This is a genomic window from Vagococcus sp. QWL-13, assembly GCF_058683555.1.
On the sequence record NZ_CM178746.1, the window covers coordinates 2,036,004 to 2,057,216 of the forward strand.

General features: G+C 40.2%; 25 protein-coding genes. 2 read left to right on the forward strand and 23 right to left on the reverse strand.

All coding sequences use genetic code 11. The features are described from left to right. Nucleotides 1–3: 3 nt before the first annotated feature. From murG to AC4PHI_RS09435, 8 genes are all read right to left on the reverse strand, one after another. Nucleotides 4–1,089 carry an undecaprenyldiphospho-muramoylpentapeptide beta-N-acetylglucosaminyltransferase gene (gene murG / locus AC4PHI_RS09400; RefSeq protein WP_492199652.1) on the reverse strand — a complete coding sequence of 362 codons (1,086 nt, stop codon included), beginning with the start codon at nt 1,087–1,089 and terminating at the stop codon, nt 4–6. Further along, the gene (murD, locus tag AC4PHI_RS09405; RefSeq protein WP_492199653.1) at nt 1,086–2,471 is read right to left on the reverse strand and encodes a UDP-N-acetylmuramoyl-L-alanine--D-glutamate ligase; all 1,386 of its coding nucleotides are present in this window, start codon (nt 2,469–2,471) and stop codon (nt 1,086–1,088) included. The genes murG and murD overlap by 4 nt, the downstream gene beginning before the upstream one ends. 52 nt (nt 2,472–2,523) lie before the next feature. Beyond that, nucleotides 2,524–3,489, reverse strand: coding sequence for a phospho-N-acetylmuramoyl-pentapeptide-transferase (gene mraY / locus AC4PHI_RS09410; protein ID WP_492199654.1), 966 nt, complete (start codon nt 3,487–3,489; stop codon nt 2,524–2,526). Between the two features lie 52 nt (nt 3,490–3,541). Continuing rightward, entirely contained in the window at nt 3,542–5,236 is a 1,695-nt protein-coding gene (locus tag AC4PHI_RS09415; RefSeq protein ID WP_492199655.1) for a peptidoglycan D,D-transpeptidase FtsI family protein, read from the reverse strand. A 206-nt stretch (nt 5,237–5,442) separates the two neighbouring features. Next, on the reverse strand, nt 5,443–5,820 hold the full coding sequence (ftsL, locus tag AC4PHI_RS09420) for a cell division protein FtsL (RefSeq protein ID WP_492199656.1): 378 nt from the start codon (nt 5,818–5,820) through the stop codon (nt 5,443–5,445). Nucleotides 5,821–5,838: 18 nt separating this feature from the next. Beyond that, the gene (gene rsmH, locus AC4PHI_RS09425) at nt 5,839–6,792 is read right to left on the reverse strand and encodes a 16S rRNA (cytosine(1402)-N(4))-methyltransferase RsmH (protein WP_492199657.1); all 954 of its coding nucleotides are present in this window, start codon (nt 6,790–6,792) and stop codon (nt 5,839–5,841) included. 16 nt (nt 6,793–6,808) lie between these two features. Then, a complete protein-coding gene (mraZ, locus tag AC4PHI_RS09430; RefSeq protein ID WP_492199658.1) occupies nt 6,809–7,240 on the reverse strand; it encodes a division/cell wall cluster transcriptional repressor MraZ in 432 nt (143 codons plus the stop codon). 118 nt (nt 7,241–7,358) lie between these two features. Then, on the reverse strand, nt 7,359–7,733 hold the full coding sequence (locus AC4PHI_RS09435) for a DUF3397 domain-containing protein (RefSeq protein ID WP_492199659.1): 375 nt from the start codon (nt 7,731–7,733) through the stop codon (nt 7,359–7,361). Between the two features lie 270 nt (nt 7,734–8,003). Between AC4PHI_RS09435 and AC4PHI_RS09440 the strand changes: the two genes are divergently transcribed. Next, complete coding sequence (locus tag AC4PHI_RS09440) at nt 8,004–8,108, forward strand: DUF4044 domain-containing protein (RefSeq protein WP_492199660.1); 105 nt, start codon at nt 8,004–8,006, stop codon at nt 8,106–8,108. 134 nt (nt 8,109–8,242) lie between these two features. Here AC4PHI_RS09440 and recN read toward each other — a convergent pair whose 3' ends face one another. The 11 genes from recN to AC4PHI_RS09495 all read right to left on the reverse strand — a co-directional run bounded on the left by recN (nt 8,243) and on the right by AC4PHI_RS09495 (nt 17,167). Next, nucleotides 8,243–9,916 (reverse strand): DNA repair protein RecN, encoded by a 1,674-nt coding sequence (gene recN / locus AC4PHI_RS09445; protein ID WP_492199661.1) that lies wholly within the window; start codon nt 9,914–9,916, stop codon nt 8,243–8,245. Between the two features lie 4 nt (nt 9,917–9,920). Then, a complete protein-coding gene (locus tag AC4PHI_RS09450; RefSeq protein WP_492199662.1) occupies nt 9,921–10,382 on the reverse strand; it encodes an arginine repressor in 462 nt (153 codons plus the stop codon). Nucleotides 10,383–10,408: 26 nt separating this feature from the next. Continuing rightward, the gene (locus AC4PHI_RS09455) at nt 10,409–11,227 is read right to left on the reverse strand and encodes a TlyA family RNA methyltransferase (RefSeq protein ID WP_492201576.1); all 819 of its coding nucleotides are present in this window, start codon (nt 11,225–11,227) and stop codon (nt 10,409–10,411) included. Nucleotides 11,228–11,232: 5 nt separating this feature from the next. Further along, complete coding sequence (locus AC4PHI_RS09460; RefSeq protein WP_492199663.1) at nt 11,233–12,123, reverse strand: polyprenyl synthetase family protein; 891 nt, start codon at nt 12,121–12,123, stop codon at nt 11,233–11,235. Next, nucleotides 12,116–12,358: an exodeoxyribonuclease VII small subunit gene (locus AC4PHI_RS09465; RefSeq protein WP_492199664.1), complete on the reverse strand. Its 243-nt coding sequence runs from the start codon at nt 12,356–12,358 to the stop codon at nt 12,116–12,118. Before AC4PHI_RS09465 ends, AC4PHI_RS09460 begins: the two co-directional genes overlap by 8 nt. A gap of 4 nt (nt 12,359–12,362) precedes the next feature. Further along, on the reverse strand, nt 12,363–13,709 hold the full coding sequence (xseA, locus tag AC4PHI_RS09470) for an exodeoxyribonuclease VII large subunit (RefSeq protein WP_492199665.1): 1,347 nt from the start codon (nt 13,707–13,709) through the stop codon (nt 12,363–12,365). Nucleotides 13,710–13,720: 11 nt separating this feature from the next. Continuing rightward, nucleotides 13,721–14,530 (reverse strand): hypothetical protein, encoded by an 810-nt coding sequence (locus tag AC4PHI_RS09475; protein ID WP_492199666.1) that lies wholly within the window; start codon nt 14,528–14,530, stop codon nt 13,721–13,723. Nucleotides 14,531–14,635: 105 nt separating this feature from the next. After that, the gene (gene nusB, locus AC4PHI_RS09480) at nt 14,636–15,070 is read right to left on the reverse strand and encodes a transcription antitermination factor NusB (protein ID WP_492199667.1); all 435 of its coding nucleotides are present in this window, start codon (nt 15,068–15,070) and stop codon (nt 14,636–14,638) included. Beyond that, a complete protein-coding gene (locus tag AC4PHI_RS09485) occupies nt 15,063–15,488 on the reverse strand; it encodes an Asp23/Gls24 family envelope stress response protein (RefSeq protein WP_492199668.1) in 426 nt (141 codons plus the stop codon). Before AC4PHI_RS09485 ends, nusB begins: the two co-directional genes overlap by 8 nt. Nucleotides 15,489–15,517: 29 nt before the next feature. Further along, nucleotides 15,518–16,075 carry an elongation factor P gene (gene efp, locus AC4PHI_RS09490; RefSeq protein ID WP_492199669.1) on the reverse strand — a complete coding sequence of 186 codons (558 nt, stop codon included), beginning with the start codon at nt 16,073–16,075 and terminating at the stop codon, nt 15,518–15,520. Between the two features lie 27 nt (nt 16,076–16,102). Next, complete coding sequence (locus tag AC4PHI_RS09495) at nt 16,103–17,167, reverse strand: M24 family metallopeptidase (protein WP_492199670.1); 1,065 nt, start codon at nt 17,165–17,167, stop codon at nt 16,103–16,105. 141 nt (nt 17,168–17,308) lie between these two features. Here AC4PHI_RS09495 and AC4PHI_RS09500 point away from each other — a divergent pair, with 141 nt between their 5' ends. Next, entirely contained in the window at nt 17,309–18,010 is a 702-nt protein-coding gene (locus AC4PHI_RS09500; protein WP_492199671.1) for an aspartate/glutamate racemase family protein, read from the forward strand. Between the two features lie 243 nt (nt 18,011–18,253). Here AC4PHI_RS09500 and AC4PHI_RS09505 read toward each other — a convergent pair whose 3' ends face one another. From AC4PHI_RS09505 to AC4PHI_RS09520, 4 genes are all read right to left on the reverse strand, one after another. Then, nucleotides 18,254–18,694 carry an OsmC family protein gene (locus AC4PHI_RS09505; protein ID WP_492199672.1) on the reverse strand — a complete coding sequence of 147 codons (441 nt, stop codon included), beginning with the start codon at nt 18,692–18,694 and terminating at the stop codon, nt 18,254–18,256. 261 nt (nt 18,695–18,955) lie between these two features. Next, nucleotides 18,956–19,330: a DUF956 family protein gene (locus tag AC4PHI_RS09510; protein WP_492199673.1), complete on the reverse strand. Its 375-nt coding sequence runs from the start codon at nt 19,328–19,330 to the stop codon at nt 18,956–18,958. 107 nt (nt 19,331–19,437) lie between these two features. Continuing rightward, nucleotides 19,438–20,349, reverse strand: coding sequence for a PTS system mannose/fructose/sorbose family transporter subunit IID (locus AC4PHI_RS09515; RefSeq protein WP_492199674.1), 912 nt, complete (start codon nt 20,347–20,349; stop codon nt 19,438–19,440). Between the two features lie 22 nt (nt 20,350–20,371). Further along, nucleotides 20,372–21,184, reverse strand: coding sequence for a PTS mannose/fructose/sorbose transporter subunit IIC (locus AC4PHI_RS09520; RefSeq protein ID WP_492199675.1), 813 nt, complete (start codon nt 21,182–21,184; stop codon nt 20,372–20,374). Between the last annotated feature and the right edge of the window lie 29 nt (nt 21,185–21,213).

Consider the following 21,213-nt stretch of genomic DNA (forward strand, 5'->3'; position numbering starts at 1 on the left):
TATCTATTGGATTTCTTTTAACAGCATATATAACCTTTCAGCTGCATCAGGCATCCCCATACTTTTCGAAGCCTCGCTCATTGCCGAAAGTTTTTTTTCATCCGACATTAATTCATCGATTTTCTGCAACAAAAGCTGTCCTGAGAGTTCTTTGTCTGTCACTGTTTCTGCAGCGCCTTTTTTTACTAGCGACTGGGCATTTTTTGTCTGATGATCATTGGTCACGTTGGGACTTGGAATTAGCAGAGATGGCAAACCAATGCCGGTTATTTCAGCGATTGAAGTTGCTCCTGCTCTTCCTACGACTAACTGGATGCTAGCAAGCACCTGTGTCATTGACTCGATGTAAGGAACTATTTTGACATTTGTCAATTCCATGTCTTCTGATTGGGCTATCACATCTTTATAGTATAAATTTCCAGTGCCAATCAATGTCTGATAATCCCGTTTATTTAATTCTTCCAGGATCTCTGTGACGGCGTTAGCCATAGAATAAGCTCCCCGACTGCCGCCGAAAATCAGCACCGTCTGTTTTTCAGGATCTAAAGAATAGTGTTCTAAAATACGACTGGGACTTACTTCGGCTACTTCCTGAGCTCGAGGATTCCCTGTCAAAACAACTTTTTTCTCAGGAAAAAAACTAGCAGCTTCATCAAAACAAATCGCCACTTTATCTGCGTATCTAGACAAAAATTTATTGGCGATTCCCGGAACACTGTTTTGCTCGTGGATTAAAGTTGGAATCCCCAGCTGATGAGCAGCATATACCACAGGAGCACAAACATATCCCCCTGTCCCTACGACCACATCCGGTTGAAACTGTTTCAGTATTTTCCTGCTTTCTTTTAAGCTGACTAAAAACTTTTTCACTGTCTTAAAATTTTCTAAAGATAGACTTCGACGAAAGCCTTGAATATCTATAGATTCAAAAGGGATTTTTGCATCCTCGGCTATTTTTTTCTCCAATCCATTTTCAGTACCAATATAGAGAAACTGGGAATCCGGCTCGACCGCCTTGACATACTGTATTAATGAGGTTGCTGGATAAACATGTCCGCCTGTTCCTCCGCCTGATACTAATAACTTCATTCAAAATCCCTACTCTTTTCCAAATTTTTAATTAATTTTTTGAATGTCTCTCCACGAATTTCAAAATTAGAATATTGATCCCAGCTTGCACACGCCGGTGAAAACAAGATGATGTCTCCTGATTCAGAAAAATCAAATGCTTGTTTGACAGCATCATCCAAAATTTCTGTTTTTTTAATCAGCTGAATCCCTACATCTTGTGCAGTTTTCATTAATTTGTTTTTCGTTTCTCCGTAGAACACTCCTGCTTTGATACCCGCTATCGACTTTTCCAAACTTTCAAAATCATTGCCGCGATCCAACCCGCCAGCAATCAAAATCACTTGTTGCTTTTCGTCTTTAAAAGAACGCAGTGCTGTTTCTGTTGCAAGAATATTCGTAGCTTTTGAGTCATTATAAACTTTTCTGCCTGCTATAATACCCACATACTCCAAGCGATGTGCTACTCCAGAAAAGGTACTCAACGCCTTTTTGATTGCTTCATTAGGTGTGTCATAAAGTTTTGCCACAGCGATAGCAGCTAGTGCATTTTCTAAATTATGTTCTCCCGGAACGCCTAGCTCAGCGCTATCCATGATTTTTTCTTCTCGGTAAAAAATTTGATCGTTTTCAATATAAACCCCATCGGTCAATATCTCTTTTGTTGAAAATGGTAAAACACTTGCCTTAGTTTTCTTGCTTAGATTCCGCAGTTCTTCTTGATCAAAATTCAGTACCAAGTAATCAGACGCTGTCATATTTTTTTGAATCTGCCACTTAGCAGAAACATAATTTTCTCTGTTTTTATGATAATCTAGATGGGCTTCATACAAATTAGTGATTACGGCTACGTGAGGATGAAATTTTTCAATGCCCATCAGCTGAAAACTGGACAATTCAGTGGCCATAACATTTTCTTTGGTTACAGTTTGGACCACCTGACTGGCTACTTTTCCGATATTTCCTGCCAAGTAAGCAAACTGACTTTCTTTGCCTTCGTTCAACACTTGGGCAATCATAGTTGTGGTTGTGGTTTTCCCATTCGTACCCGTAATACCGATGATAGGCGCTTCAGAAACCTCATAAGCTAATTCCACTTCGGTGATCACAGGCAATCCTTTTTCAATGGCCTTTACCACCATTGGATTATCATAGGGAATACCCGGATTTTTGACCACAAGTTCAAAATCTTCATCAAGCAGTTCAGTAGGATGACTTCCTGTGATAACTTTAACACCTAAAGCCAACAGTTGCTGGGCTTCTGGATTCTGATCGAAAACTTTGCCGTCATTGACTGTCACAATGGCTCCGAGTTGATGCAGCAGTTTGCCGGCACTCAAGCCGCTTTTCGCCAGTCCCAAGACTAAAATTTTTATATTTTCATATTTTTTCACAGCTTTCATCCTATTCAACTCCTTCTGATTTTGTAACGTCGGTCAAACTCTAAATATTATTTTAATACAAAATGGCAAGTGTTAGTGTGGACATGAGCAAACCAATAATCCAGAATACGATATTGACTTTCCACTCTGACCAGCCAAGCATTTCAAAATGATGATGAATAGGTGCCATTTTGAAAATCCTTTTGCCTCTCAACTTAAACGATGCGACTTGCAGCATCACGCTGGCCGTTTCAACAACGTAGACAAAGCCTATTAACAGCAGTGTCCACTCTTGTTTTAACATGATGGAAACACCTGACAAAAGACCGCCTAAAGCTAAAGAACCCACATCTCCCATGAATATTTTAGCTGGTTTCTTGTTAAATAAGAAGAAACCTAACAAGCCGCCAATAGCTGCTAAACAAATTAGTAAAACATCAAATTGGGCCTGATTCCAAGCAATAATAGCATAAGTACCAAAAGAAATCATCCCTAAACCTGCCACGAGACCATCCAAACCATCCGTCAAATTGACAGCATTGGAAAATCCCACAAGCCAGATAAGAATAAACAAACCATAGAATAAGCCTAAGCTTATTTCGCCGATTAAAGGCAATGTCAGCACGAATGTATCTGTTTGTTGAAAGAGAACCAAGAAAAAGATGATCCCGCCAACAATTTGAGCAATCAGCTTTTGCAGAGAAGTCAGTCCCATGTTGCGTTTTTTAAAGATTTTGATAAAATCATCCAAAAAACCGATAGCACCGTATAAAAACAGAATAAATAATAAGCTTAACAATGTGGCAGTCATTTGATGTGTCACAGCCCCGCTAAGTATCGACGTCACAAAAATCCCGAACAAGAAGACTACGCCGCCCATCGTAGGCGTCCCGGCTTTGATATTGTGCCATTTGGGTCCTTCTTCTCTGATTTGCTGTCCCTGTTTTTTCGCTTGAAAATATCCGATAAAAAAGGGCATGAATGTAACGGTAATTGCAAAACTTATCGCTATAGGTAAAAAAACTTGTGTCCATTCCATGCTAGATTGCTCCTATTTTTTTCTAAAATTCTTTTATTATTGGTCTTATTCGTTACTGTTTCGTATCTAAATCCAAGGCCATCTTTAAAACGGGATTGGAAATTTCAGCAACAACCTCTCCGCCTCCGACAGTGTTATCCAATTTAACGGTGACATACATGATATATTTAGGGTCTTCAGTAGGAGCGATTTGCGCCACTGAAAAAATATACCGGTCCTTATAGTAAGCACCTTTCTTGTTATTAAAAATTTGTGCTGTCCCGGTTTTTGCCGACACACGGTACCCTTCTATCCCAAAACTTCTACCAGTTCCATAGTTTTCATCTTCCACCACAGAAGTCATCAAGTCTAATGTTTGACTGGCTGTAGCTTCTGATATGGGTTGTCCGACTGCTTTAGGACCAATGTTTGTGGTCTTATTATCCCCGTCGACAATTTGTTTAATATAATTAGGTTTTAACATCGTTCCCTGATTGGCAATGGCTGTATACCCTTGAACCATTTGAAAAGGTGTCACAGAAATACCTTGTCCAAAAGCAGTAATCGCCGCATCAACACTGTTAGTCATATCTGGCAAATATCCCGGATTTTCATTTAACAAGTTGGTACCCGTAGGCTGCACAAACCCAAATCGTTTGATATAGTCCTCCCATTGAGTCCCCATTCTCTGTTGCAGTGTGACCATTGCAACGTTACTGGAGTAAGCAAAAGCTTGCCGGAAAGTGACAGTCCCCACACCTGTATTGTCCCAATCATAAATTTTTGTGCCGTCCTCAAACTCGAAGTCTCCTGTTTTCACAAGACCATTTTGATCAAATTGACCCAAATCTATGGAGGAAGCAACGGTGAAAACTTTCATTGTGGAACCGGGCTCAATCGGCATTTGTGTCAGCAGATTATACCACTGGATACCTTCTTCGTCCTCATCGGATTCATCTGCCTCCTCGATTTCATCGATGACATCTGAATCTCCCCCCAAACCTTCCTTAGTTTCAGGATTAAACGTTGGGCGCTGAGAAGCTGCTACAATATTGCCGGTTTTCGCCTCTACCAGCATAGCTGTCATTTCATAAGGATTGTATTTCTCCTGAACTTCATTCATCTTGTCTTCCAAATACAAGCCTAGGCTGACATCCAACGTCGTATAAATATCTTTCCCATCTTTTGCTTCTTTTTTTACAATTCGAGTAGTTGGGATTTCCCGCTGATTTTTATCTTTCAGATACTCGATTTCGCCATTTTCCCCTGCAAGCAAGTCATTTTCAGCTTCTTCGATTCCCATTTGTCCAACTAACCCTTTAGTCTCATCTAATTCATCTTCTTCATTTTTAGGAAATTGGGCAAAACCTACTAAATGAGAGGAGAAAATTTCATTTGGATAAGATCTCGTTACATGTTCATTAAAGTAAATCCCTTTTATCTCAAGTGCTTCCAGCTCTTTTTCAATTGAATTTTTTTGTTCCAAAGAAAGCTGTTTTCCATCAGCACCAAACTCTACTTGCTTTTGCTCTTTGTTAAGTTGTTCCAGCACATAACTTGCTGCCAGATTGGTGTTGTTTTCTAAGACTTCGGAGATGTTTTTCTTATCTTTTTCTTGAACAAACAACTTTTCACGGTCTTTGCTTTTTCCTGTTTTGCTTTGCCCTAAGTATTCTTCATCTAAAACTGCGTATAACGAATAAGAAGTAGCGTCCTCAGCAATTACTTCGCCATCACGATCATAGATGGTGCCCCGCTTTGCTTTCACTACGCTACTACCTTGATATAGTTCCTGGGTCTTCCTGTTTAGGGAAGTTTTATCGACCTTCCCGACTAAGACAATATAATTAAATCGGGCAACAAATATGAAAAAAACACCAATGGCGGTTCCAAACAGAAGCGTTGCGAACTTTCGCCGATTCAACTGTGGGTTAGTGCCCTTCTGCCTAATAAAATTTTGCCATTTTTTCCACATTACTCTGTCACATTCCTTATGTTCTCTTCATTCTTTTTAAGTCCTTCTTTTTCTGCTGCTTCCCGCAGTCGCTCAGGTCTGGAAAGCTCCCCTTTTTCTTGTTCCAATTCCTTAACAGCTCCGCGCAAGTTTTCTTTTTCTTCCTGTATAGTTGCTATATTTTGTTCTTGTTGCGCGATTTTATTTGATAGTTGAATAGTTAATCCAGAAACTCCTAGAAGAAACAATACTAGAAAGCCAAAAATAACTTTTTCCATTTTGGAAATTTTACGCAATCGGCTGACTGGTTGTTGATAAATGACAACTTCTTCAGTTGTTTCTACTTGATTATCACCATAATGGTCTTCATAATAGTCAACTCTATTTGGCTCCGCCATTTTTTCTTCTCCTTCCTTTCATAACATGTTTTTCTCAACCACTCTCAGCTTTGCACTTCTTGAACGGTTGTTATCCGCCAGCTCTTCTTCGGAAGGCATGATCGGTTTCTTATTAATTAGTTTTAATATAGGTTGATGGTCATCAGGCAGCACGGGCAATCCAGGAGGTGTGTCTTTCGGCTGACTGTTTTCTTTAAATATATTTTTCACTAGCCGATCTTCCAAAGAATGGAAAGTGATTACTCCTAACCGGCCCGCTGGTTTTAATATTTCAATAGCTTGCTCCAAAGATTCTTCTAAAACAGAAAGTTCATCATTGACCTCAATGCGAATCGCTTGAAAAATTCTTTTCGCCGGATGTCCGCCCTTTCTTCTAGCTGGTGCTGGTATGGCTTCTTTAATAATTTCCACCAGTTCTCCAGTGGTTTCGATTGGTTCCTCAATTCTCTTCTTTTCAATCAGGCGTGCAATCTGCTTTGAAAACTTCTCTTCGCCATAACGAAAAAAAATCTTGATCAATTTCTCATAACTGTAGTCATTTACAACATCTCTGGCAGTTAGAGAAGATTGTTGATCCATCCGCATATCAAGAGGCGAATCATGATGATAGCTGAATCCCCGTTCTATCTCGTCTAATTGTGGGGAGGAAACGCCTAAGTCATATATAATCCCATCTACCTGACCGATGTCAAGCTTTTCCAGCTCTTCACGCAGATATTTAAAATTTTTCTTAATAAATGTCACTTGATTTTTTTCAACAAAAGGAGCAAGTTTCTCTCTTGCATGGTCAATCGCCAGCTGATCTTGATCAAAAGCATAAAGGTGCCCTTTATCGGAAAGTTTGGACAATAAATAAGCGCTGTGTCCTGCTCCCCCCAAAGTACAATCAACATAAATACCATCTGGATCAGTAACAATATTATCAACAGTTTCTTTCAAAAGTACTGTCACATGATGGAATTTTTCAGTCATTGCCTATGGTCCTTTCCTAAAACCCAAAATCAATCATTGATTCTGCCAATTCATTATAATTTTCTTCTGCATCTTCTGAGAATATTTCCCATTTCTCTTCGCTCCAGATTTCGATGCGGTCTGAGACTCCGATGACCACACAGCCTTTTTCCAACTCGGCATGATTTCTCAAAGTCTGGGGGATATTTATCCGGCCTTGCTTGTCAATCTCACATTCTGTTGCAGCTGAGTAAAAAAACCTCACGAAGGTACGAGCGTCTTTTTTAGCCAGTGGGAGATCCTTTAACTTTTCTTCCAGGTGAGTCCACTCATTCAATGGATAGCCAAACAAACAGCCATCCAGCCCCCTAGTCACGACGAATTTTTCTCCTAGTTCTTCGCGAAATTTTGCAGGCATGATTAGACGACCTTTGGCATCGATATTATGTTTATACTCACCCATAAACATGATAGACTACCCCCGAATCCACTCAGTAAATCTAGTCTACCACATTCCCCCACTTTCTACCACACAGATAATGAAAAAAATAGTTTTTTTTTTACAAACGAACAAAAACCTTGATAAATCAAGGTTTTAACATCTGAATTATGCTAAGAATAATAGCAAAAACATATAATAGCACTGTGGTTAAAAATGTAATTCGCCAAAACATTTTAAAAAATCTTTTGTATTGGATGTCACCAAAATATCTCGCATGTCCCACGGCGACACCAATCCCGATCAGCAAGATGATAATGGCAACATAGGGCATCATAGAAACAGAAAATGATTCTACCGATAAAAAATGTAAACCGATAAACAAAAAAAAGGTTGCGACATCGGGCATCCTTACCCCTGCCCGCTCTGTCAGCGAAAGACGTTTAACGATAAAATTGCTGGCGAACATAATCAAAAAAGGATATATGTACCAAAAAACCAGCATGATAGATATTGTTTTCATAAATAGTAAGATCCTTTCCTATGTAAATACATCATACAACGCCAAGTTTACACCTGCGTTGCAATCAGTTTAAACAGTGTGATTTTTCTTTGTGTTTTTGTCACAATAAAGTGATAACCTGTAATCTTTTGAAACAATCGTGTTACTTTCAACATCAAATGAAGACTCTCAATAAGAAAGAAATAATTCGATTTGATACACTAAAAAACTTGATAATCTTCACTCAAAACGCTAAGATGAAGCTAATGAAAAAAAAGGAAGTGAACTGCTTTGAATAGCAAAAAGTTTAACATCATTAAAAAAATCGTCATTTGGTTGATGCTCATCGCGATTGTTGGCTCTATCGTGATTACCGGAATTATCAGCATCCTTTAATAACTGGTGGGGGATTTTCCCAAAATTTATCAATCAAGTTGATTAGCATAGCAATAAACGACAAAATGTTAAAAAATTTAAGCCCTAGGAATTAGACTAAAACCTAGCTCCTGGGGCTATGAGTGTCTTCAAGACTATTGAGACAATCTCAACAATTCAAAAGCATGTTGCCGAGACAAATCGGTTACGACTTCCCCTGCAAGCATCCGGGCGATTTCTTCCACCCGTTGTGTCTGGTTAAGTTCACCAACCTTCGTCTCTGTCCGATGATTAACAATTTCTTTTTTGATAAAATATTGATGATCTGCAGCGGCAGCAACTTGAGGAAGATGGGTAATACACAAAACCTGTGAACTGCTTGCAATATGATGAATCTTCTCTGCAATAGCTTGGGCCACTCTCCCGCTTACCCCTGTATCAACTTCATCAAAGACGATACTGGTAATTCCTTGACTTTCTGAAAAAAGGCTCTTCATCGCCAGCATCACACGAGACAACTCGCCGCCTGAAGCCACTTTTACTAAAGGTTTCGCCGGTTCTCCGGGATTGGTGCTGATGAAAAATTCCACCTCATCTTGTCCGGAATGCTGCCATGCTTTTTTTTGAAATTGCACTTCAAAAACAGTCTTCTCCAAATACAAATCTTTCAGTTGATTGATTATTTCCTGCTCCATCGTTTTAGCAATCGTCTTCCTGACTTGGGTTAGCTGATCCGCTGCATTTTGTAATGTGACTTTGACTTCATTTTGCTCCTTAGTCAGCTGCTCCAACTGATCGCCGGCAGTCAGGGACGCATCCAGCTCTTTGACAACTTGTTCGTAATGGGACAAAATCGCGTCCTCGGAATCCCCATATTTTCTTTTCAGTTGGCGAATCATGTTTAAACGTTCTTCCACATAATTGACCCGGCTGTCATCCAGCTCGATACTGTCCAATTCTGCTTTCAAACTGCGGCTCGCTTCTTCAAGCTGATAATAACTGGAAGCTATTTCTTCATATAAATGTTGATACTCTTGATTCAGGTCCTGAATCCCATCCATTTCGTCCATAGCTAAAGCGATTTGAGACAACCCGCTAAACTCATTTGCCTGCAATGCTTCATAGCTGCTGTTTAAAGCATCGGAGATTTTTTGATAGTTCATAAACCACTGCCGTTCTTTTTCAAGTTGTTTTTCTTCCCCCACTTGAAGATTGGCTGCAGAAATTTCTTCCTTTTGGAACAACAACATGTCCATACGCTGGGCATATTCTTTTTCGTTCGTCTGAACTTCATTTAATTGTCGTGTCAACTCTTGATAACGATGATAGATTTCCTGATAAGTTTGTTTAATTTCAGAAATTTTCTCTTGCCCAAACTGATCCAAATAATCAAGGTGACGTTCCACTCTCATCAGTTCCTGATGTTCATGCTGACCATGAATATCTACTAAAAAGTGACCGATACGTTTTAATACTTGAATATTTACCAGATGGTTGTTCACCCGGCAAACGTTTTTCCCGTTTTTAAAAATCATACGGGAGACGATGACTGTATCGTCTTGTACCTCAATCCCAAATGTTTCCAGCACCTCGGTCATTGGCTGCAATAATTTTGGTCCAACAACAAATTGACCTTCCAAAACGGAGCGTTCCGCACCTTGTCTGACGAAATCCGCAGAGCCTCTGCCGCCAGCCAGCAAACCGACTGCATCAATGATGATTGATTTCCCCGCACCGGTCTCTCCGGTTAAGACAGTCATGCCGCCGTGAAAAGAAAGGCTTAAATCCGAAATAATCGCAAAATCTTTAATCGTTAACTCCTGTAACATTTTCTCACCTGCTTTTAGCGTGTATTGCTTCTAACTGTTCCTTCACATTCTTTGCTTGTTCATCGCCTAAACAGAAAAGAAGGATTTTATCATCGTCGGTCATCACGGTAAAAAGTTGAGAAGAAAATTTTTCCTCTACTACTTTCGCCAATGTCGTTGCCGTCCCCGGGACCGTTTGAAGCAGAACCAGATCGCCTTTATACTTTAACTTCCGCAATGAATTCCCTAACATTTTTTCCAGTTTGATGGAGGGTGCCTCTTTGGAGCTGCTCATCATTTGATATTTTGTCCGACCATTGTCCAGCACTGTTTTCACCAGCTGCATCTCTTTAATATCTCTGGAAATCGTTGCTTGAGTGACGAAAACAGATTGAGCCAGCAAATGCTCCACCAGCTCTTCTTGTGTCCCGACTTGATTTTCGCGGATGATTTTTTCGATTAATGCATGACGTTCTTTTTTTCTCACATCCAGACCTCCTTGGCTCGCTTCAGTTATAGTGATTGGTGTGCTTCGTTGACAATTTCTTGACTAAATTCTTTGATAAAGTTTTCAGTTTTTATATCAGGTTTTTTCCTGTTAATCAAATAGACTAAAAACTCAATATTTCCTTCTCCCCCTCTTATAGGAGAATAACTGGCACCTTTTATTTCATAGCCGGCTTCCTGCATAAAAGATAACAGCTGAGATAATACCATTTCATGGACTTCTTTGTCGCGAATGATGCCATTTTTCCCCACGTATTCCCGACCGGCTTCAAACTGGGGTTTAACTAAACATACAACTTCCCCTTGATCCTTTAAAATCGTTTTCAGTACAGGTAAGATCAGTTTTAGTGAAATAAATGACACGTCAATGGTAGCAATGTCGGGAACACCTTTTTTAAAATCTTCTGGTTTAGCGTAACGGAAATTTGTTTTTTCCATCACTACGACCCGTTCGTCCTGACGAAGTTTCCATGCCAGCTGATTGTAGCCCACATCAAGGGCATAGCTTAATTTAGCACCATTTTGCAGGGAGACATCTGTGAATCCACCAGTGGAAGCACCGATATCCAATACAATTTTATCCCTCATTTCAATACCGAAGACTTCAATCGCTTTTTCCAATTTTAGCCCGCCGCGGGAAACATAAGGCAAACGAGACCCTTTTAGCTGCAATTTCGTGTGCTCAGGAATCTTCATCCCCGGTTTATCCATCCGCTCATTGTTTTCGTCATAAACAAGTCCTGCCATGATGCTGCGTTTCGCCTGCTCACGAGTGTCGCACAATCCTTGGGCTACGACTAAAACATCTACTCGCTCTTTTTTCATTTTAATCATCTCAACTTCCAGATCAACTTTTCCAGTAATGTTATTTCTTCTTGTCCGATTTTATCTTGGGCCTTATGAAGGGAAGACACTGCTTCAGCGATATGATACTCTAGTTTTTTTTGTGCTTCCTCAATGCCTAGCAAGGACGTATAGGTACTTTTGTTCAAAGATTCGTCTGAACCGATTTTTTTGCCCAACTCCTGCTCATTTCCTACCACATCTAAAATATCATCTTTAATTTGAAAAGCAATGCCATAATTATCACCGTAACCGGTTATCAAGTCTTCGATTTCCTTTTCTGCATAAGCTAATTTGCAGGCTGCTTTGACAGCAAATAAAATCAATGCCCCTGTTTTCCGCCGGTGGATGTGCTGTAATTGTTTCAAACTAAGTTGACGGTTCTCCCCTTCGATATCTGCCGTCTGACCGGCGATCATCCCGCCGGTGCCCGCAGCCGAAGCCAGCTCCTTGAGCAGCGTCACTTTCATATCGCTGTCAAAATCAGTTGAAGCCAGCAAATGAAAAGCTTCCGTCAATAGACCATCCCCGGCCAGAACTGCCATCCCTTCGCCAAACACTTTGTGATTTGTGGGTTTCCCGCGGCGAAGGTCATCGTTATCCATTGCCGGTAAATCATCATGAATCAAAGAATAAGTATGGATCATCTCCAAAGCCGCAGCAACTTCGTAATGCTCTTTTTTCACTTCTACTTTCAAAAAGTCCAAGGCAGCAAGAAAAAGCAGCGGTCTGATACGCTTGCCCCCTGCGGAAACCGAGTAATCCATTGCTTCCCACAAACTTGGCTCAGTGGTGTTTTTCTTAAGAAAACTTCTCATCGCCTGATTAACCTCAGGCAAATGAATGGCTGAAAAATCCGTCAGGCTCTGTTCACTCATGTGCTGACTCGCTTTCTTCAAAGATTCTTTCTTCACCATTTTCATTCATGATTTTAGTTAAAACTTCTTCTACATCCGTTAATTTTTTTTGACAGAATTGACTTAATTCGATTCCTTGTTTAAAGCTGGTCAATGCTTCTTCCAAAGGGATATCTCCCTTTTCCAATTCTTTGACGATTGCCTCCAACTGCTCCAAAGCTGTTTCAAAGGTCTGTTCTTTTTTACTTGCTGCCATTCTTTTATCCCTCTTTTTTCTCTTCTATCGTTAATACTTTTGCTTCAGCTACTCCATCTGAAAAATGGATATTGATGTGACTGTCAGGCGTTAGTTGCGTGACGGAATGAATGATTTGCTCTTCTTCCGTGACATAACCGTAACCCCGGCTCATTATTTTCAGCGGGCTCAGCAAATCAAGCTCGCTGGTTGCCTGCAGCAATTCCTTTCGGCTCTTCTCTACTCGGCGGGTGATTTCTGTCAACAGCTGTTTTCTTAGAAAATCCAATTGCTGCTGAGAGTGGATGATTTGATTTTTAGGCTGTGTCATCAGCAACCGCTGAGTTAAATCATCAGTCAGTTTCTCCTTATCAGCCAGCACTTTTTTACTATTCAACTGAAACTGCTGCAACAAGCGGTCTAACTTCAAAGTTACACTTTCATACAAACGATGGGGTTGTCTAAAAACATAAGAATCCATCGGACGTAATAAACGCTGCTGTTTGTGCCTTATCTGACCGATAAATGCCTGCAGCAGACGATTTTCTTTTTCTTTGATTTTCAGTAATTCTTCCGACAGATTGGGTACGGATAATTCTGCCGCAGCGGTGGGTGTGGCTGCCCTGACATCTGCCACCAAATCAGCGATAGTAACATCCGTTTCATGACCAACAGATGAAATCACCGGAACTTGGGCTTCTGCAATCGCCCGAGCCACAGATTCTTCATTGAACGGCCATAAATCTTCTATGGACCCGCCGCCCCGCGCGATAATCAACGTATCGAAATTCCCCAGCTTTTCAACCTGATAAATATTTTTTACAATGCTTTGGGCAGCTTTATCCCCTTGAACAAGGGTCGGGAAAACTACTAATTCAACAATCGGATATCTGCGTTTTACCGTGGTCATGATATCACGGACGACCGCACCGCTCGGACTTGTAATCACGGCAATCCGTTTAGGGAATTTAGGCAAACTTTTCTTCGGTGCAGAAAACAAACCTTCTTTTGCCAGTTTTTCTTTCATTTCTGCCAGTGCCTGATATAACGCCCCCACACCATCCGGTTCCATGTGTTCAACATATATTTGATATTGCCCGCTGGCTTCATACAAGGAAACCCTGCCGATTACCAGTACTTTCATCCCTTCTTTAGGCTGAAACTTCAGCTTTTGAAAAGCTCCTTTAAACATAATAGCTGAAATTTTAGCTTTTTCATCCTTCAAAGAAAAATACTGATGGGCATTGGGACGAAGGCGGAAATTAGATAGTTCCCCCGTAAGATACACTCTTTGCAGATAGGGGTCTTGATCGAATTTATATTTTAAATATTTAGTAAGTGCTGTTACAGTTAAATATTGATTTTCAGACAAAGTGTCACCTCTTACTTATATTGATCCACAATTTGCTTCATAAACATTGTTAAACCTAAAGGAGAAATTCCCCCTTTGACCAGACTCAGATATCCTGCTTTTCCCATCACAGCATCATTGTCCACATCTCCGGATAATTTTCCAGTCTCGTCTGTGCTCATGCCAATATCCACAACAGCCGCCCCTTCTTTGATAAATTTTTCATTTATTAAGCGAGGTTTACCTACTGCTGAAATAAGGATATCTGCCTGAGATGAAATTTTTTCCGGCTGTTTTGAGTGAGAATGAAAAACTGTGACCGTTGCATTTTCTCTCATTAATAACTGAACAAGCGGCTTTCCGACGACTTTTCCTCTCCCAAAAACCGCCACATGTTTCCCTTCTACTGATAGATCATAAGCTTTTAACAAAGCGAGGGCCGCTAAAGGGGTGGTCGGTACCAATCCTTTTTCCCCCAGCAATAATTTACCTTGATTTACCGGATGGTAGCCTTCCACATCCTTTTCGGGAACCATGGCAAGTCTTAGAGAAAACTCGTCCAAAACATCCGGAATCTTTCCATCTAAAACTAAGCCTGAAATTTTTGGATGTTGGCTAAGCTCTGCAATGATTTCATGACCATCTGCAGGAGAAATCATGCGATACTCATAGATAATTCCCAGCTTTTCAGCTAATTTTTTTCTCCGTTTATACAAAAAGGAAGGTTCATCAGCAAAACCCAAAGTCACAACATGAATATTTTCGCCAGCTTCAGATACTCGTAGTTTTATTTCTTCCTGTAGTTCAGCCGAAATTTTTTGACCATCCATGATTACTGTCATGTTGCAGCTCCCCTTTCAGTACAATTGCACTTCCATTTTATCACAGTTCACAGAGCCAGGAAAGAAATCAAAAAGCCCAGAAAGTCTTTTTGATTTTCCGAGCTTTTACTGATTTACAATGTTTGATAGAACACCATTGACAAATTTTCTGGACTGATCATCACTGTAAATTTTTGTCAGTTCTAGAGCTTCATTCAAAGCCACGATATTAGGTGTCTTTTCTTCATAAAGCATCTCATAAATGGCAATACGCATGATAATCAAATCTGTTTTAGCAATTCTGGTGATACTCCAATTTTTTAAATTTTCTTCGATTTTCTGGTCGATTTCCTTTTGATGTTCGATGACTCCGGAAACAATAGTGTCAAGATAAGAAGGGACAAACTTTTCTCCATCTGTATCTAACAAATCTTCCTCGCCAAATGTCAGGGCGTAATCGATTGCAGCTTCTTTCGTCAATTCTTGATGAAAATCGAAAGGATAAAGAGCCTGCAGTGCCTTGACTCTGATTTCACGACGGGTCAGCTCCACACTATTCATCCTCTTCCAATTGTAGTAATTCTTCCAGCGACGGGGCAGTCATTTTTTCAGGAATCACTGCCAATACGTGGATATTTACCTCCAGCAAATCCAAATCTGTCATGTACAGCACTTGCTGTTTAACTTTCTCTTGCATTTCTAGCGCAACTTTAGGAACGGACACCCCATAATTTAAATAGCAGTAGAGGTCAACTTTTATTCCTTCGTCTACAATGTTAAGGAACACGCCTTTGCCATGAGCTTTTTTTCCGAGAAGTTCATTTACATTGGATGCTAAATTACTTCTCATCCCGTAAACACCTTCAACTTTTGCTGCAGCAATGCCGATAATGACTTCTAAAACTTCAGGAGCGATGACGATTTCACCGCCTGAATTATCTTCCATATTTTCTAATATCAATTCTGAATTTTGTGCCATGTTACTATCTCCTTCCTGCAATAAAATAATCAAGCTCTTGAAGAGTAAGAACCATCTTCAGTATTAATAACAAGTTTATCTCCCTGATTGACAAAGAATGGTACTTGCACCACTAACCCTGTTTCCATTTTAGCTGGTTTGGAACCGCCGGAAGCAGTGTCCCCTTTGATGCCGGGTTCAGTTTCAGCTACTTCCAAAGTCACGGTGTTGGGCAAAGAAACACCGATAGTCTCAGTCCCATACATGATGATGTTGCAAACACTATTTTCCAATAGATAATTCAGCTCATCTTCAATCAATTCTGTCGGCAACTCGATTTGTTCATAAGTTTCTGTATCCATAAACACATGATTATTCCCGCTGGCATACAAATATTGCATTTTTTTATTGTCGATTTGCGCACGACTTACTTTTTCTCCTGCCCGAAAAGTCTTTTCTTGCACGTTGCCGCTGCGTAGGTTTTTCAACTTAGTCCGAACAAACGCCGCACCTTTACCTGGCTTAACATGCTGAAAATCCATCACACGCCAGATGCCTCCATCAAACTCGATCGTTAGTCCTGTTCTTAAATCATTAACTGAAATCATAATTGTCCTCCTAAGTTTTCCTATTGCTTATAAAATAATTAATTCTTTTGGTGAATGTGTCAAGATTTCTACACCTGACTCTGTCACTAACAAATCATCTTCTATTCTCACACCGCCGATTTCCGGATAGTAAAGACCCGGCTCGTTGGTAATGACATTTCCTGGTACAAAAGCTTTTTCAGCTAACCTTGAAACATTAGGTCCTTCGTGAATTTCCAGTCCGATACCATGACCCGTCGAATGACCAAAAGCTTCAGCATGCCCTTTTGAAGCAAAATAATTTCTTGCTACCCCATCCAACTGCACACCAGTTATTCCCGGTTTAGCCGCATCTATCACCATCAGTTGCGCATCTAAGACTAGCTGGTGAAGTTCCTTCAACTTCTCATCAGGTTCTCCCAAAGCAATCGTACGTGTCATGTCAGACACATAGCCGTTGTAATAACAGCCGTAGTCAAGTGTGATCAGATCACCTTTTTCGATAATTTTTTCGCTTGCTACACCATGGGGCATGGCAGAACGAATGCCGCTAGCCACAATCGTATCAAAAGAAACTCCTGTAGCACCCAAAGAACGCATAAAAAAATCCAACTCATTGGCCACTGTGATTTCTGTCATTCCCGGCTTAATAAAATCTAAAATATGTTCAAACGCCCGATCAGCAATGACACAAGCCTGTTTGATCACAAGAATTTCAGCTGGTTCTTTTACTTCTCTCAGCTCTTCAATGATTTCTTTTACCGGTACCAGCTCGCAAGTCAATAGCTCTGACAGCAGTTGATAGGTCCCATAAGTGACAAAAGATTCTTCAAAAGCTAGAGAAGTCAAATGATCTTGTGCAACAATCTTCGCAACTTCATCGTAAATCGGTCCAGTGTTTTGAACGATTTCATACCCTTCACACTCTTTTTCCGCCTGTTCAGTGTAGCGGAAATCTGTCACAAAATAAGCCGCATCCATGGTAATCAACGCTAAACCGGTCGTACCGGTAAAGCCGGAGACATATCGAAGATTATACGGGCTGGTGACTAAAAATGAAGAGATGTCCTGTTCTTTCATTTTATCTCTCAATTTGTTTACACGATGTATCATGATGAAACCTTCCTTCTAAAAAACTAACACATGGTCATTATACCAAAGTAACGAAAAGATTGAAACAATAGACTTTACTAATTCCTTGTACACACTTTACTGTATTGCTATACTGATAAAAAGATGGGAGGGCTTCAACTAATGAAAACAATTGGCTTAATCGGAGGAATGAGTTGGGAAAGCACCGTGACTTACTATCAATTAATCAATGAAATGATTGGAAAACGATTGGGAGGTTTACACTCCGCAAAATGTTTGCTGAACAGTGTGGACTTTGAGGAAATCGAATACCTGCAGTCAACAAATCAATGGGGTAAAGCCGCAGAAATCTTAGGAGAGGCAGCACAATCTTTAGAAAAAGGCGGTGCGGATTTCATCATACTCTGCACCAACACCATGCACAAAATTTTTGATAATCTTACTGCTGCAACTTCCATCCCTTTTATTCATATTTCTGATGCAACAGCCGATGCTCTTAGTGAAAACGGGATAAAAAACGCCTTGCTTCTAGGAACTAAATACACAATGACAGAAGATTTTATAAAACAGCGATTAAATTCTGCCGGAATTGAAATATTTATTCCAAGCACATCGGAAATAGAAGAAATCAACCGAATCATTTTTGAGGAATTATGTATGGGCAACATCGTTTCCAAATCAAAAAACTATTTTCTTAAGGTTATGGAACGTTTTCAACTAGAAAATATCCAAAGCGTCATCTTAGGATGTACAGAGATTGGCCTGCTCATCAATCAATCTGACTGCGAGATTCCTGTAATTGACACCACAACGGTGCACTCCGAAAAAGCCGTTGACCTTGCTCTCAGTGAATATCCAACCTAAAATCAGACTAAGCCAAAAAAATTTTTATCTTGGCTGTTCAACATAGAATAAACAATATTTTCTTTCCCATTTATTTTCTCGGCTTCCTCATTAACATAAGGGGATACGAAAATTGCCTGCAACTCAAAATAATAATCCCATGAAACCAAATTTCTAGAAAAATGATTTCATGGGATTTCCTTTAATTTTGAGACTTAAAAGTCAGCCTTTTATCTGGCTGGGTGACGTTTTTTTAAAGAAAGTTTATTTAATCTCGACAACTTTTTCAAAATTCGGTGAATTACTGATCGTGTCCACCACAGGACATGTATTTTCAATAAAATCAATAAAAGACATGATTTCCTCTTCAGTGTTATCAGCTTTAATTTGATAAGTGGTTTTTATATTGAATAATCCGATTTTTGCTTCAGGATTTCTACCTAAAAATCCGTCAGTATCAATATCCCCTTCCACTTTTATTACGATGTCCTCAAGGTTGATTTTTTTAAGTCTGCAAAAACTTCTGGCAACGATGACTTTGCACCCTCCAACAGCTGAAAGCAAAGCTTCCACGGGATTCATCCCTTCATTTGTTCCCCCAAGATTTTTAGGCTCATCCATTACAAATTCAAAATCTCTAACTTTACTAACTGTTTTCAATCCCTTAACTGACTCTACTGTAGCGCTCATTCTTTCTTTCGGCACCGCTATTCCTCCTTTTGATATGTTAAGTATAGCTTAGCACATAGTGAAAACGTTAACAAACATTCCTTGAATTTTTCATCAAAACTTAATTTTATGCACCATTTTTTTAACAAAATTGCTTACTAAGTTAATTTTTTTATTCATTCAAAAAACTTCAGTTCCACTGTCAACCTGGAATCTGAAGTCTAAAAATACAGCAATATAAATTTTGCCTACACATGTAGAAATCATCAAGTAATAGCTTAATTAACCTTCCCGCGCCTATTTCTTCCTGAATTTTTCTTTCAGCCCCCGCTTGACTACGTCGAAGAAACCTAAAGATTGTACCATCTGACTGGAATCGACGTATTTTCTCATGGCTCTGAGAACATCCTTTGGCTTTTTCGAAGCAAAAGTATATGTACCGTTTCGCTTTGTTTGGATAGCATACCGGGGAATCCACTTGCCCTTGAACATCACAGACGCAAGAACGTAATCAACTTCTTCCCAAGGTATTTGTATAAATTTTCGAGTGTCACGCCCGTGGTAAAATTCAAAGCCTTTGTCGCCAATCATAATTTTGCCATAGTCAGTCAGTCCGGTATAGGCGGTCCCGTCTATAACTAAATCAACTTTTGTGTTAAGCGATTGTACCATTGTATCTGCCCCATTCCTAAAATATCTAGTCATATAAAGTATAAACTTTTTCTGCTAAATAGGCTAATAAAAAAAGCCTGGCACAAAGTCCAGGCTATGGGAATCAATTATAGCAGTCCGATAACGTGTCCGACAATCCCGACTACAAATAATCCTAGAATAATAACAATCGGAGACACTTTCTTCTTCAGCAACCACATGCACAACAACGTCAACAGTAATGGCACCAAACCAGGAATCAACTGATCCAAGTTGTTCTGTAATGTTGTTACTTTAATTTCCGACAGTGCCATACCTGAATTTACTTGCTCGAAAGCCTGTTGTAATCCTTTACCAGTCATTTCCAGTTTATCCCATTCGATAAAAGCACCTTCGTCAAGCTGAACTCTTGAAACTACCGGCTGGAAGTTGATGGATACCCAACGCTGTACCAGTGCCGCTAATACGAACATCCCCAGAATGGATGCCCCTTTAGTAATATCTTGCAGCAAACCGCCTGAAAGGTCTTCAGTAATTTTCGAACCGGCTTTATATCCAAATTCTTGTGTATACCACATGAAGCCCCAACGAATAAGGTTCCAGACCACAAAGAAAATAATCGGTCCCAGAATGCTTCCGCCCATCGCAAGTGAAGCTCCTAGAGCACCTAGCATTGGTCGGACAGTAAACCAGAAAACAGGGTCTCCGACACCTGCCAACGGTCCCATCATCCCTACTTTTACCCCTTGAATCGCAACATCATCAACTGGTGCCCCGTTTGCACGGTCTTCCTCAAGTGCTAATGTTACTCCTAAAATTGGTGAAGCGATATACGGGTGAGTATTAAAAAATTCCATATGACGTTTCAAAGCTGCTGAACGGTCTTCTTTAGATTTATATAATTTTTTTATTGCTGGAATCATTGCGAAACACCAGCCGCCATTTTGCATACGTTCGTAGTTCCATGATCCTTGAATAAAAGTAGAACGCCATGCAACAGACAGCCGATCTTTTTTTGTTAATTCTATTCTTTCTGCCATCTCTTATTCTCCTCCTTCAAAATTAATAATCATTGAGTATGCTGTCTAGCGGATCACCGTGGCTGCCATTGCCGCCTGAAGAACCGCCCATTTTTGATAAATTCAAATAAATCAGCGCAAGTGCAACTCCTAGTACCCCTAGACCAATCAAAGTGATTTGCGTAAGTGCAGCTACAACAAATCCGATAGCAAAAAACGGCCAAACTTCTTTCGTCGCCATCATATTGATAACCATCGCATACCCTACTGCAACTACCATGCCCCCGCCGATAGCCATCCCATCTGCTAACCATGACGGCATAGCTGCTAGCGCTCCTTGAACAACATTTGGCGGAATAAATAATAGTGCTCCGGCAGGTATAGCAATTCTCAGCCCCTGCATGGCCACTGCAATAATATGCCAAAGTTCCATCTTTCTATAATTGCCTTCTTCTGCCGCACCGTCCATGATATGAACGACTGGTACTGCAAGTGTACGAACAACCATTGTCAAGACCAATCCTGCGACAGCCAGCGGTACTGCAATAGCAATCGCTGTTGAAATATCTGTCTGTGTGAAGCTTGTTTTTCCTTCAAGTCCTAAAACTAAAATAATTGCTGATGCCACTGATGCCAAGGCTGCGTCCGGCGCAACAGCCGCCCCGATGTTTGCCCATCCCAGAGCGATCATCTGAAGTGAACCGCCAAGAACAATTCCTGCTTCCAAATGTCCGGTAACTAAACCAACTAGAGTACAAGCGACTAACGGCTGATGGAATTGAAATTCATCCAAAATACCTTCCATACCAGCTAAAAAAGCCACAAATATGACTAGAATTATTGATACTATATTCATGATAAACCTCCTATTATTATTGAATGTAT